8 protein-coding genes are annotated in these 13,916 nt (G+C 63.5%); 4 read left to right on the plus strand and 4 right to left on the minus strand.

Translation table 11 applies throughout. The features are described 5' to 3' along the window. Positions 1–110: 110 nt before the first annotated feature. From ACEN9T_RS16470 to ACEN9T_RS16485, 4 genes are all read right to left on the minus strand, one after another. Positions 111–2,225 carry a M3 family metallopeptidase gene (locus ACEN9T_RS16470; RefSeq protein ID WP_413708316.1) on the minus strand — a complete coding sequence of 705 codons (2,115 nt, stop codon included), beginning with the start codon at positions 2,223–2,225 and terminating at the stop codon, positions 111–113. Between the two features lie 94 nt (positions 2,226–2,319). Then, a complete protein-coding gene (gene folD, locus ACEN9T_RS16475) occupies positions 2,320–3,189 on the minus strand; it encodes a bifunctional methylenetetrahydrofolate dehydrogenase/methenyltetrahydrofolate cyclohydrolase FolD (protein ID WP_009240794.1) in 870 nt (289 codons plus the stop codon). A 94-nt stretch (positions 3,190–3,283) separates the two neighbouring features. Further along, on the minus strand, positions 3,284–3,919 hold the full coding sequence (locus ACEN9T_RS16480) for a response regulator transcription factor (RefSeq protein ID WP_024975528.1): 636 nt from the start codon (positions 3,917–3,919) through the stop codon (positions 3,284–3,286). 39 nt (positions 3,920–3,958) lie between these two features. After that, complete coding sequence (locus ACEN9T_RS16485) at positions 3,959–6,487, minus strand: PAS domain S-box protein (protein WP_413708317.1); 2,529 nt, start codon at positions 6,485–6,487, stop codon at positions 3,959–3,961. Between the two features lie 363 nt (positions 6,488–6,850). Between ACEN9T_RS16485 and aceE the strand changes: the two genes are divergently transcribed. From aceE to lpdA, 4 genes are all read left to right on the plus strand, one after another. Next, positions 6,851–9,541 (plus strand): pyruvate dehydrogenase (acetyl-transferring), homodimeric type, encoded by a 2,691-nt coding sequence (aceE, locus tag ACEN9T_RS16490; protein WP_092970126.1) that lies wholly within the window; start codon positions 6,851–6,853, stop codon positions 9,539–9,541. Between the two features lie 152 nt (positions 9,542–9,693). After that, positions 9,694–11,379: a dihydrolipoyllysine-residue acetyltransferase gene (aceF, locus tag ACEN9T_RS16495; protein WP_092970128.1), complete on the plus strand. Its 1,686-nt coding sequence runs from the start codon at positions 9,694–9,696 to the stop codon at positions 11,377–11,379. A gap of 105 nt (positions 11,380–11,484) precedes the next feature. Next, positions 11,485–12,057: an MFS transporter gene (locus tag ACEN9T_RS16500; protein ID WP_252691464.1), complete on the plus strand. Its 573-nt coding sequence runs from the start codon at positions 11,485–11,487 to the stop codon at positions 12,055–12,057. Positions 12,058–12,115: 58 nt separating this feature from the next. Beyond that, a complete protein-coding gene (lpdA, locus tag ACEN9T_RS16505) occupies positions 12,116–13,897 on the plus strand; it encodes a dihydrolipoyl dehydrogenase (RefSeq protein WP_413708318.1) in 1,782 nt (593 codons plus the stop codon). The last annotated feature ends 19 nt before the right edge of the window (positions 13,898–13,916 follow it).

The raw sequence follows: 13,916 nt of genomic DNA on the forward strand, positions 1-13,916 counted from the left end.
GCGCCGTTCAGGGGTGCGATATTGTGCCATCAAGCGCAGCGGGCTCGAATGAAAAACGCCGCTTCGGCGTTGGCACGAAGCGGCGTTGTCATGGCTGGCGCAGCAGTCCGTTACGCGGCTTCCGCCATCATGCCGCCATGACGCAGCAGTGCATCGATGCTAGGGGCGCGACCGCGGAAGGCCGTAAACGATTCGATGGCCGGGCGGCTGCCACCCACGGCCAGCACTTCACGGCGATAGCGTGCGCCGGTTTCCGCATCGAGCACCGAGCCGCCCAGCTTGCTGGCTTCTTCAAACGCCGCATAGGCATCTGCCGATAGCACCTCGGCCCACTTGTAGCTGTAGTAACCCGCCGCATAGCCACCCGCAAAGATGTGGCTGAACGTGTTCGGCCAGCGCGACAGCTCGGCCTGCGGCACCACGTGGAAGCGATTGTTGATCTGGCGCGACAGCTCCAGCACCGACGTCGTGCCCTTTGGGTCGAAGTCCGTATGCAGGTGCATGTCGAACGTCGAGAACACGATCTGGCGCAGCGTCGCCATGCCGTTCTGGAAATTCTTCGCGGCCAGCATGCTGTCGTACAGCTTGCGCGGCAGCGGCTCGCCGGAATTCACATGACGCGTCATGCGCGAGAGCACTTCCCATTCCCAGCAGAAGTTCTCCATGAACTGCGACGGCAGCTCCACCGCGTCCCATTCCACGCCGTTGATGCCCGACACGCCCAGCTCATCCACCTGCGTGAGCATGTGGTGCAGGCCGTGACCAAACTCGTGGAAGAGGGTGATGACCTCGTCGTGGGTGAACAGCGCTGGCTTGTTGCCGACCGGGCCGGAGAAGTTGCAGGTGAGGTAGGCCACCGGGGTTTGCACGCCTGCTTCGCCCAGCAGCTTGCGGCCGCGTGCGTCGTCCATCCACGCACCGCCACGCTTGCCTTCGCGCGCGTACAGGTCGATGTAGAACTGTGCGAGCAACTCGCCCTGGGCAGATTCGACGCGAAAGAAGCGTACGTCGGGGTGCCATACCTCGGCCGCCTCCGGCTGGATCTTTACCGAGAACAGCGTCTGCACGACGTTGAACAAGCCGTCCAGCACGGCAGGTTCCGGGAAGTACTGCTTCACCTCCTGCTCGGAGAATGCGTAGCGTGCCTCGCGCAGTTTTTCCGAGGCGTAGGCCATGTCCCACGGTTCGAGCTTGTCGATGCCGAGCGTGGTTTTGGCAAAGGCCTGCAGCTCTTCCCAATCCTTCTCGGCAAACGGACGGGCGCGGTCGGCCAGTTCACCCAGGAAGCGCAGCACGTCTTCGGGCGAATCGGCCATCTTCGGCACGAGCGACACCTCGCCAAAATTGCGATAGCCCAGCATGTGCGCTTCTTCGGTGCGCAGCGTGAGCTGTTCAGCCATGTTGGCGGTGTTGTCCCATTGGGCCTTGCCGCCGCCGTACTGGGCGCCAAGTTCGGATGCGCGCGTGACGTTGGCTTCGTACAGTGTGCGGCGCAGCGCGCGATCGTCTGCGTATTGCAGCACCGGGAAGTACGACGGGAAATGCAGCGAGAACTTCCAACCGGTCGCATCGGGATTGTCGCGGCGTGCCGCTTCCTGTGCCGCCTGCTTGGCGTCGTCGGGCAGGCCGGCGAGGCGCGCTTCATCGTCGATGACGAGCGCGTAGGCATTGGTCGCATCCAGGACGTGGTCGCTGAAGGCCTTGGTCAGTTGCGCCTGCTGTTCCTGAATGGCGGCAAAACGCGGTTTCTGGTCTTCGGGCAATTCCGCGCCGCCCAGGCGGAAGCCGCGCAACTCGTTCTCAAGCAGCTTCTTGCGCGCAGGCGACAGCGTGGCGTATTCCGCGCTGTCGGCAATCGCCTTGTACTTCTCGAACAGTTCCAGATCCTGGCCCAGGCCCGACCAGAACTCGGTCACGCGCGGCAGATTGGCGGCATGGGCTTCGCGCAGCTCCGGCGTGTCGGCGACGGCGCTCAGGTGGCTGACGATGCCCCAGGCGCGGCCCAGCGGCTCGGTCGCGTCCTCCAGTGCGGTGACGACGGTGTTCCAGCTCACAGGCGTGGCGGGGTCTTTGACCTGCGCGACCGCCGATGCAGCACGCTCAAGCAGCACGTCGACGGCCGGCGTGATGTGTTCGGGGCGGATGTCCGCAAAGCGCGGCAGACCAGAAAAATCGAGCAGCGGATTGTTGGCCGGGGTGGCAACCTTGGGCGAAATGTCGGTCATGGCAGGCTCGGTAGAGAAATTCGGGGGACAAAAAAAGCGTCCGATCCAAGAGGTGGGGACGCTTTTTCCGTTTCCAACTGGATCAAGGTGAAGCTTACGCCGCCAGCGCGGCTCCTTCAGCAGCGCGCTCGGCGGCTTCCAGGGTATTGATCAGCAGCATGGTGATCGTCATCGGACCGACACCGCCCGGCACGGGCGTGATATAGCCAGCGACTTCCTTGACGCCGGCAAAGTCGACGTCGCCACACAGCTTGCCGGCATCGTCGCGGTTCATGCCCACGTCGATGACGACGGCGCCCGGCTTGACCATGTCGGCAGTGATGATGTTGCGGCGGCCCACGGCGGCCACGATGATGTCGGCCTCACGCGTGTGCGCGGCCAGGTCGCGCGTCTTGCTGTTGCAGATCGTGATGGTGGCGCCGGCTTGCAGCAGCAGCATCGCCATCGGCTTACCGACGATGTTCGAGGCACCGACCACCACCGCATTGGCGCCGCGCACCGGGTAGTTGATCGATTCCAGCATCTTCATGCAACCGTACGGCGTGCAGGGGCGGAACAGCGGGGCGCCGGTCATCAGGGCACCGGCATTGGCCACGTGGAAACCGTCCACGTCCTTCTCGGGCGCGATGGCTTCGAGCACCTTGTGGCTGTCGATGTGTTTGGGCAGCGGCAGTTGGACCAGGATGCCGTGGATGCGCGGGTCGCGGTTCAGCGCGTCGATGCGGCCGAGCAGGTCGGCTTCGGACAGGTCAGCAGGGTAGCGGTCGAAGCTGGACAGGAAGCCGTTGTCTTCGCACGCCTTGATCTTGTTGCGCACATAGACCTGGCTGGCCGGGTCTTCGCCGACGAGGATGACGGCCAGGCCGGGTTGGTGGCCGCGCGCGGTCAGGGCGGCGGCGCGTTGTGCGGCCTCGGCGCGGAGTTGTTTGGCAAGCGCGTTGCCGTCAATGAGTTGGGCGGTCATGGCTGGGCGGAGGAGGGAGAAGGCAAACCGCGATTATAAATCGCCGCCTCCCTTCCGGCCGCCCGGATGATCGCTTGGATTTTCTGCAGCCGATTCAGGCGTTGCGCGACAGGGCCAGGCGCAGCAGGTCCGCCACGGTGTTCACGTTGAGCTTTTCCATGATGTTGGCGCGGTGCGCTTCCACCGTCTTGATGGAAATGCCCAGATCGTCGGCGATCTGCTTGTTCAGGCGGCCGGCGACGATGCGCTCCAGGACCTGCTGCTCACGCGTGGTCAGGCGGCCGAGCAGGTCCTTGGCGGCCTTTTGCTCGCGCGCGACCGAGTCTTCACTGCGGGCTTTGCTGAGCATGCGCTCAACCAGCTCGCGCAGTTCGGATTCGTCGAAGGGCTTTTCGATGAAGTCGACCGCGCCTTTCTTCATGGTCGACACCGCCATCGGCACGTCGCCGTGGCCCGTGACGAAAACGATCGGCATGCGGCTGTTCTCGGCCAGCAGGCGGTCTTGCAGCTCGGGGCCGCTCATGCCTTGCATGCGTACGTCGAGGATCAGACAGCCGACGCCTTCGCCACGTTTGTCGTCGACCAGGAATTCTTCGGCACTGCGGTAGGTGCGGACGGTGTAGCCGTTGCCTTCGAGCAGCCACGTCAACGAGTCACGCATGGCTTCATCGTCATCGACGACGAACACGGTTTCGTTGCGCGGCGCAACTGCGGCGGGCGTTGTGCTCATGGAGGAGTCCTCGGTCTACGTTCTATGTTTTAAAAACGATTACAGCGGATTCAGCGGCAGGATGATTTTAAACGTACAGCCGATGCCATCGGCATTGTTTTCTACCCAGAGCCTGCCGAGGTGGGATTCTATGATGGAGCGGCAGATATTCAGCCCCATCCCCATGCCGTCGGATTTGGTGCTGAAGAACGGCTCGAACAGCCGCTCCTTGGTGCTGTCGTCCACGCCCGGGCCCTGGTCGATCACCTCGATCAGCACGGAATTTTCCGGGTCGTGGATCAGGTTGGCGTGCAGGCGCAGGACGCTGGCGGCGCGCAGGCGCGGGTGAGCGGCCATGGCTTCGGCGGCGTTCTTGAGCAGGTTGACGAGCACCTGCTCGATGAGCACCGGATCGACGTACAGATGCGGCAGGTCGCCCGGCAGGCGCGTGAGGATGGTGATGCCGCGGCGGGTGGCTTCGAGTTCGGCCAGGCCCACCGCGTCGGCCACGATATCGCGCAGGTCGGATTCGCGCCGCTGCGGCTGACTGCGTTTCACAAAGCCCCGGATGCGCTGGATGATGGTGCCGGCACGCACGGCCTGGGCGGAGGTCTTTTCCAGCACCGGGATCAACTCTTCCGGGGTGCTGCGCCCGGACTTCAGGCGGCCGACCGCACCCATGCAGTAGTTGTTGATGGCTGCCAGCGGCTGGTTCAGTTCGTGTGCCAGCGACGAGGCCATCTCTCCCATCGTCGTCAGACGGCTGGTGAACTGGATGCGTTCTTCGTGCTGGCGGGTCATTTCTTCAGCGGCCTTGCGCACGGTGATGTCGGTGGCGATCTGCATCTGCGCGAGGTGGCCGTCGACCCACTGGATGTAGCGGCGCCGAACTTCAAACCACTTCTGCATCGATGGCACGTAGATTTCTCGCGCGTCCGCCGCGTGCGGTGTCAGTTCGGAGGCGGGCAGGCCGGCATAGGCGTCCACCAAGTCGAGCGCATCGCTGGAAACGTCTTCCGTGTTGACGTCGTTGCCGGAGAGCTGCAGGTGGCCGAACGCCTCCCAGCCGAAAAGCTGGCGGTAGTAGCGGTTGGCGAACAGCAGCTCGGCCTTGTCGGTCGAGAGCACGGACACGGCCGCGTCCAGGCTCTCCAGCACCGTGGTGAAGCGGTCGTGCGCGGCAGCCAGGTCTTCGCGGGCGCGCTTGGGCTCGGTGATGTCCGTGATGGAACTCATCCACCCCGTGTGCCGGCCGCGTGCGTCGATGAGCGGCGAGACGTACATCCGCGCATAGAAGCTCGTGCCGTCGCGGCGCATCATGCGCAATTCCATGCCGTTGGCAGGCGCCTTGCCGCGCAGGGTCAGCTCGATGTGCTTCTGCATCTCGCCAATCTCGTTGGGCGGCCAATACGGGAACGGCGGCATGCGGCCGACCAGTTCCGCTTCCGTCCACCCGATCATGCGGCAGAACGCGGGGTTCACATAGGTGATGCGGCCGTTGAGATCGAGCGAGCGCATGCCGATCACCATGGAGTTCTCCATGGCGCGGCGGAATGATGTTTCCGCCAGCAATGCGCGCTGCGCCTCCGAGCGGCGGCTGGTGTGGCGCCACACGCTCCACAGGCTCCAGATCACGAAGCACGACAGGCCGGCCACCAGCCACATCAGCATGTTGTTGGGCAGGTTGGACGGTGCCGGATACGCCTCGGCACGCAGCGACAGCGAATGCCCCGGCGGATCCAGCAGCACTTCATACGACGCGGCGGCCTTGGGCACTGGCCGCAACGAAGTGCTCGCGCGGACCACGTTGTTCTTGTCGACCAGCGAGAACCGATAGCGGTCGGTCAACTCGCCCGGCAGCAGCTGCGTGAGGATGCCCGTGACCGAATACATGGCGCCCACCGTGCCTAGGAATTCGTTGTCCCGCACGATCGGCACTTCCATGAGCATGAAGCTCTCGCCGCGCTCGTTCTGGATGGGGCGGGAATAGACGGCGCGCTGCGTCTCACGGGCAGCGTCGTAGGCGGATTGGATTTCGGGTTCGAGCGGATGGTCGCGCGTTTCGCGCACGCGTGCGGTGAATTCGGAAGTGGACGGGAACGCCCAGCGCGGGCGGCGCGTGGCATCGAGCCAGTTGATGAAGACGAGTTCAGGGTTCTCGCGCAAGAGCTGGCGGGCCGCATCGCGGTAGGCACTTGGGTCAAGTTGCGCGGCACCGATATCGCGCGCCAGGGCGGCCACTTGATCCTGATTGCTTTGCAGCGACAGGCGCACCTTCTGCTCGGCCCAGGCGGCATCACGGTAGAGGGCGTCGCGCTGCTGCTGCACCTCGGTGGCGTGCAACTGATACAGGATGAAAATCATCGCGCCGGCAAACAGGACGATCGCCACCAGCGGGATGAACATGAACCAATTGGTCGTCCATAGCCGCCCCAGGCGCGTCAGCCACAGGCGGCGGGGCATGTTCGGGCGCACGATTTCGTCTGAAGGCAATTCAGACGCGTTCACGGAAATGGGCGCAGGCGCAGCAGGCGTTGACGGCTCGGGCTTGGCGGCCGGGTCCTGCGAAGCGTGGGAGGGGGCAAGCATGATGGGCGGACGAACGCCGGAATTCTGCGGAGGTAAAGGAGTGGGCATCTGTGCAACTGCGCAAAACCAAGTGTAACGGCAATCAACTTGCGGGTCGCTTGGGGAAACCGATTGGTGAGCTGTCTCGTTCGCTCGGAAAATGCTGCACCGCAATGTCAAAAGTGATTTGTTTTGCGTTGCGGCAATATTCCACATTATAAAAAACCATATCGCAATTTGAAAATTCCGCTTGTGCTGCGTTTGCGGGTGCCCATAGAATCAGCGCAAAAGTCGGGGTGGCTCCCTGCGTGCGTGCGGACGCGCGCGGCAGTGGGGTGCCTCACAAGAGACGCAACTACCGTTACTGCTACCAAGGAGACCGCCATGTCGGCCGTACCAGAACAAGTCCTGGGTGCCACGAGCGCCAGCGACGCTGATCCCCAGGAAACCAAGGAATGGCTGGAGGCGCTGCAAGGCGTCATCGGCGCGGAAGGCCCGCAACGCGCGGCGTTCCTCCTCGACAAGCAGATCGAATACGCACGCATCAACGGCGTGACGTCTCCGCTGCACGCAGAAACCCCCTATATCAATACGATCCCGGTCGAGAACCAGGACCGCATTCCTGGCAACCAGGAAATTGAGCACCGCATCCGCTCGTATACGCGCTGGAACGCCATGGCGATGGTGCTGCGCGCGAACAAGGACACCAACGTCGGCGGCCACATCTCGTCGTTCGCTTCGGCGGCCACGCTGTATGACGTCGGCTACAACCACTTCTGGCACGCCCCGTCGGACAAGCACGGCGGCGACATGGTCTTCGTGCAGGGCCACTCGGCGCCGGGCGTGTATTCGCGCGCCTTCCTGCTGGGCCGTCTGAGCGAGGAGCAACTCGACAGCTTCCGCCAGGAAGTGGACGGCAAGGGCATCTCGTCGTACCCGCACCCCTGGCTGATGCCGGATTTCTGGCAATTCCCGACCGTGTCGATGGGCCTGGGCCCGATCATGGCGATCTACCAGGCGCGCTTCACCAAGTACCTGGCCAGCCGCGGTCTGATCCAGAACTGGGAAAACCGCAAGGTCTGGGCGTTCCTGGGCGACGGTGAAACCGACGAGCCGGAATCGCTGGGCGCGATCGGCATGGCCGGCCGTGAAAAGCTGGACAACCTCGTCTTCGTGATCAACTGCAACCTGCAGCGCCTGGACGGTCCGGTGCGCGGTAACGGCAAGATCATTCAAGAGCTGGAATCGGAATTCCGCGGCGCTGGCTGGAACGTCATCAAGGTCATCTGGGGCAGCCGCTGGGATCAACTGCTTGCCCGCGACACGAAGGGCCTGCTGATGAGCCGCATGATGGAATGCGTCGACGGCGAATACCAGACCTTCAAGTCGAAGAGCGGCGCTTATGTGCGCGAGTTCTTCTTCAACACGCCGGAACTCAAGGCCATGGTGGCCGATTGGTCCGACGACGACATCTGGGCGCTGAACCGCGGCGGCCATGACCCGCACAAGATCTACGCGGCGTTCCAATCGGCGAGCAATCACAAGGGCCAGCCGACCGTCATTCTCGCCAAGACCATCAAGGGCTATGGCATGGGTGAGGCGGGCGAAGCGATGAACATCGCCCACCAGCAGAAGAAGATGCCGGTGGACGCTATCCGCAAGCTGCGTGATCGCTTCAACATTCCGGTTGCCGACGACCAGCTCGAGCACGTTCCGTACGTCAAGTTCGAAGAAGGCTCGAAGGAACTCGAATACATGCGCAAGGCTCGCATGGACCTGGGTGGCTACCTGCCGGCTCGCCGTCAGAAGGCTGACCCGCTGCAGATTCCCGCGCTGGCTGCGTTCGACGCGTTGCTCAAGGCCACCGGCGAAGGCCGCGAAGTGTCCACGACGATGGCCTTCGTGCGCATTCTGAACATCCTGCTGAAGGACAAGAACATCGGTAAGCACGTCGTGCCCATCGTGCCGGATGAGTCGCGTACGTTCGGCATGGAAGGTCTGTTCCGTCAGGTCGGTATCTGGAACCAGGAAGGCCAGAAATACGTGCCGCAGGATCACGACCAGCTGATGTTCTACAAGGAATCGCAGACGGGTCAGGTGCTGCAGGAAGGCATCAACGAAGCCGGTGCCATGTGCGACTGGATTGCTGCCGCCACGTCGTATTCGACGCATGGTGTGGCGATGATCCCGTTCTACATCTACTACTCGATGTTCGGCATCCAGCGTATCGGTGACCTTTGCTGGGCCGCTGGCGACATGCGCTCGCGCGGCTTCCTGCTGGGCGGTACCGCTGGCCGTACCACGCTGAACGGCGAAGGCCTGCAGCATGAAGACGGCCATTCGCACGTGTACCACGCTGCCATCCCGAACTGCATCTCGTATGACCCGACCTTCCAGTACGAACTGGCGGTGGTGATGCAAGACGGCCTGCGTCGCATGTATGTCGAGCAGGAAGACGTCTATTACTACCTGACGGTGATGAACGAAAACTACGAGCACCCCGAAATGCCGGCGGGTGTCGAGGGCGACATCATCAAGGGCATGTACCAGTTCAAGAAGGGCGTCGAGAACAGCAACGCACCGCGCGTGCAACTGCTGGGTTCGGGCACGATCTTCCGTGAAGTGATTGCCGCTGCCGATCTGCTCAAGAAGGACTGGGGCGTCGAATCCGACCTGTGGGGCTGCCCGAGCTTTACCGAGCTGGCCCGCGAAGGTAACGCCATCGCACGCTGGAACCTGCTCAACCCGACCGAGCCGCAACGCGAGTCGCACGTTGAGAAGCTGCTCAAGAACGCACGCGGTCCGGTCATCGCTTCGACCGACTACGTTCGTACCTTCGCCGAGCAGATCCGCGCCTTTGTGCCGCGTCGCTACGTGGTGCTGGGCACCGACGGCTTCGGCCGCTCGGATACCCGCGAGAAGCTGCGTCACTTCTTCGAGGTGGACCGCTACTGGGTGACGGTCGCGTCGCTCAAGGCGCTCGCCGATGAAGGCGTGCTGCCGCGCGAAAAGGTGGCCGAGGCACTGAAGAAGTACAACCTCGATCCGAACAAGCCCAACCCGATGACCGTATAACGGAGCCGCCGGGCGCGCGGGTTGCGTCCGGCCGGGCACCGCCCCGACAGACTTCCCGCAACGTGCATTTGCCTGCACGATGCGGTAGCCTGCGGGGCAACGCGTGTCCGCCGCCGGATGCTCTCGCCGCCAGACCCTCTGGAGACAGAAGAATGAGTCAAGTCGTAGAAATCAAGGTGCCGGACATCGGCGACTACAAAGACGTCCCGGTGATCGAAGTGCTGGTCAAGGCGGGCGATACCGTCAACGCCGAAGATTCGCTGGTTACGCTGGAATCGGACAAGGCGACCATGGACGTGCCCTCGCCCAAGAGCGGCGTCGTCAAGGAAGTGAAGATCAAGGTGGGTGACACCGTGTCGGAAGGCTCGCTGGTGCTGCTGCTCGAAGAGCAGGGCGCTGCCGCCGCGCCCGCCCCGGCACCTCAAGCGGCACCCGCACCGGCTCCGGCCGCTGCGGCGCCGACGCCCGCACCTGCCGCACAAGCTCCGGCCCCAGCGCCCGCTGCTGCGGGTGGCGGTACGGTTGAGGTGAAGGTGCCGGACATCGGCGACTACACCGACGTACCGGTCATTGAGATCAGCGTCAAGGTGGGCGACAAGGTGGAAGCCGAGCAGTCGCTGATCACGCTTGAGTCCGACAAGGCCACGATGGATGTGCCGTCGCCGGCCGCCGGTACCGTCAAGGAAATCCGCGTGAAGGTGGGCGATGCCGTGTCGCAAGGCACGCTGATCGTCGTGCTGGAGGGTGCGGGCGGTGCTGCCGCTGCGCCGGCACCTGCGCAAGCTCCAGTACCGGCACCCACAGCCGCACCGGCTGCCGCTGCACCGAGCCCGGCCCCCGCGGCTGCGCCCGCAGCTGCTCCGGCCGCAGCGCCCGCTACGTACACCGCCGATACCGTCGGTACGGTCGGCAAGGCGGCCCACGCCAGCCCCTCGGTGCGCAAGTACGCGCGTGAGCTGGGCGTCAATGTGAATCTCGTGGGCGGTACAGGTCCGAAGAATCGCATCACGCAGGAAGACGTGCAGCGCTACGTCAAGGGTGTGATGAGCGGTCAGGCCGCGGCACCGGGCAAGGCTGCCGCGGGTGCACCGGCCGGCGGTGGCGAGCTGAACCTGCTGCCATGGCCGAAGGTCGACTTCACCAAGTTCGGTCCGGTCGATCCCAAGCCGCTGTCGCGTATCAAGAAGATTTCCGGCGCAAACCTGCACCGCAACTGGGTCATGATTCCGCACGTCACCAACAACGACGAAGCGGACATCACCGAGCTGGAAGCCTTCCGCGTGCAGATGAACAAGGACCACGAAAAGGCCGGCGTGAAGTTCACGATGCTGGCGTTCGTGATCAAGGCGGTCGTGGGCGCGCTGAAGAAATTCCCGACGTTCAACGCGAGCCTGGACGGCGACAACCTGGTCTTCAAGCAGTACTTCCACATCGGTTTTGCAGCCGATACGCCGAATGGGCTGGTGGTGCCGGTGATCCGCGATGCGGACAAGAAGGGCCTGATCGACATCGCGAAGGAAATGGCCGATCTGTCGAAGGCAGCCCGCGAAGGCAAGCTCAAACCGGACCAGATGCAGGGCGGCTGCTTCTCGATCTCGTCGCTGGGTGGTATTGGCGGCACGAACTTCACGCCGATCATCAACGCACCGGAAGTGGCCATCCTTGGCCTGTCGCGTGGTTATCAGAAGCCCGTTTGGGACGGCAAGCAATTCGTGCCGCGCCTGACGCTGCCGCTGTCGCTGTCGTACGATCACCGCGTGATCGACGGCGCGGAGGCTGCACGCTTCAACGCGTATCTGGCCAGCGTGCTGGCGGACTTCCGCCGCGTCAGCCTGTAAGCCCACGCGGGCGCGGCACGCATCTGGCTTCGGGCCTGTGCGTGCCGGCCCGGTTGGGTTTGCAGCGGTCGGCGGACTGGTCAGTGGACTGATGGCGAGGACGACATGACGACGTGCGTGGTGGTCAAGAAAGACGGCGAAGTGGCGATTGCGGCCGATTCACTGGTGACGTTCGGCGATACGCGCCTGGCGCGTGGCTACGAGCAGAACCAGAAGATCTTCCAGGTGGGCGATTCTCTGATCGCGCTGGCGGGCACGACGGCCCACTTCCCGGTCATGCGGAGTCTGCTGGCGGGTCTGGCTGATGAGTGCCGCCTCGGCACGCGTGACGACGTCTTCCGGACCTTCCTCAAGGTGCATGAAAAGCTCAAGGACGAGTATTTCGTGAACACCAAGGAAGACGACGACGACCCCTACGAGTCGTCACAGATCACCTGTCTGATCGCCAACGCAACCGGCATCTACGGCGTCTATTCGTACCGCGAAGTGTTTGCGTTCGACCGTTTTTGGGGCATCGGTTCGGGGCGCAACTTTGCACTGGGTGCCATGTCGGCGGTGTTCGATATGCCGGGCAAGTCGGCGGCGGACGTTGCACAGGTGGGCGTGTCCGCAGGCGTGGAGTTCGACAAGAGTTCGGGCGGCCCGATCGAGGTGCACACAGTCCGTCTGCAGGATTGAAAAGCGTCAGCGGGCCCGGGCGATGCCGGGTGCCGACGACAAGAACAAGGAGTCAGGAATGAGCGTGGTGGAAATCAAGGTGCCGGACATCGGCGATTTCGATGCGGTGGAAGTCATCGAAGTGCTGATCAAGGCGGGCGATACCGTGGCGCCCGAGCAGTCGCTGATCGTGCTGGAATCCGACAAGGCCAGCATGGAAGTGCCGTCGGACGTGGCCGGCAAGATCGTCGACGTGAAGGTCAAGGTGGGCGACAAGGTCAGCAAGGGCACGGTAATCGCGACGGCTGAAGCCGGCGCGGCTGCTGCTCCGGCGCCTGCTCAAGCACCGGCTCCGGCCGCAGCGCCTGCTGCCGCACCGGCAGCATCGGCACCCGCGCCGCAAGCGGCCAAGCACGCTGGCGACGCCGACATCGAATGTGACATGCTCGTCCTCGGCTCTGGCCCGGGCGGCTACTCGGCAGCCTTCCGCAGTGCGGACCTGGGCATGAACACTGTGCTGGTGGAGCGTTTCTCCACGCTTGGCGGCGTTTGCCTGAACGTGGGGTGTATCCCGTCGAAGGCGCTGCTCCACACGGCGGCAGTCATGGACGAAGTCAAGGCCATGGCCGCGCACGGCATTGTCTACAGCGAGCCCACGGTTGATATCAACCAACTGCGCAAGCACAAGGAATCCGTCATCGGCAAGCTGACCGGCGGGCTGGCCGGCATGGCCAAGGCTCGCAAAGTGCAGGTCGTGCGCGGCGTCGGTGCGTTCCTGGACCCGAACCACCTTGAAGTGCAGCTGACGGACGGCGACGGCAAGGCAACGACGGGCGAGAAGAAGGTCATCCGTTTTGCCAAGGCGATCATCGCTGCCGGCAGCGAGGCCGTGAAGCTGCCGTTCATTCCGGAAGATCCGCGCATCGTCGATTCGACTGGCGCGCTGGAGCTGCGCGAAGTGCCGGCCAAGATGCTGGTCATTGGCGGCGGCATCATTGGCCTGGAAATGGCCACGGTGTACAGCACGCTGGGCGCCCGCATCGACGTGGTGGAAATGCTCGACGGCCTGATGCAGGGCGCTGATCGCGACCTCGTCAAGGTATGGGACAAGATGAACAAGAGCCGCTTCGACAAGGTCATGCTCAAGACCAAGACGGTCGGAGTGGAAGCCAAGCCGGACGGCATCTACGTCAAGTTTGAAGGCGAAGCAGCACCGGCCGAGCCGCAACGCTATGACACGGTGCTGGTGGCCGTGGGCCGCGCTCCGAACGGCAAGCGCATCGGCGCGGAAAACGCCGGCGTGGCCGTGACCGACCGCGGCTTCATCGAAGTGGACAAGCAACAGCGCACGAATGTGCCGCACATCTTCGCGATCGGCGACATCGTGGGTCAACCGATGCTGGCACACAAGGCCGTGCACGAAGGCCACGTGGCGGCCGAAGCTGCGCACGGCGAGAAGGCGTATTTCGACGCCAAGCAGATTCCGTCGGTCGCCTATACCGATCCGGAAGTAGCCTGGGCAGGCCTGACCGAAGACCAGTGCAAGGCGCAGGGCATCAAGTATGGCAAGGGCGTGTTCCCCTGGGCTGCATCGGGCCGCGCGATTGCCAACGGCCGTGACGAGGGCTTCACCAAGCTTATCTTCGACGAGGAAACCCACCGCATCATCGGTGGCGGCATCGTTGGAACGCATGCAGGCGATCTCATCGGCGAAATTTGCTTGGCCATCGAGATGGGCGCAGATGCCGTGGATATCGGCAAGACCATTCACCCGCATCCGACGTTGGGTGAATCGGTGGGGATGGCTGCAGAAATCTACGAAGGCGTTTGCACGGACGTACCGCCCACCCGTAAACGCTAAAATGCAATTAACCGCCAAG

The organism is Ralstonia sp. Ralssp110, assembly GCF_047325135.1.
In the GTDB taxonomy this organism is placed as follows: Bacteria; Pseudomonadota; Gammaproteobacteria; order Burkholderiales; family Burkholderiaceae; genus Ralstonia; species Ralstonia mojiangensis.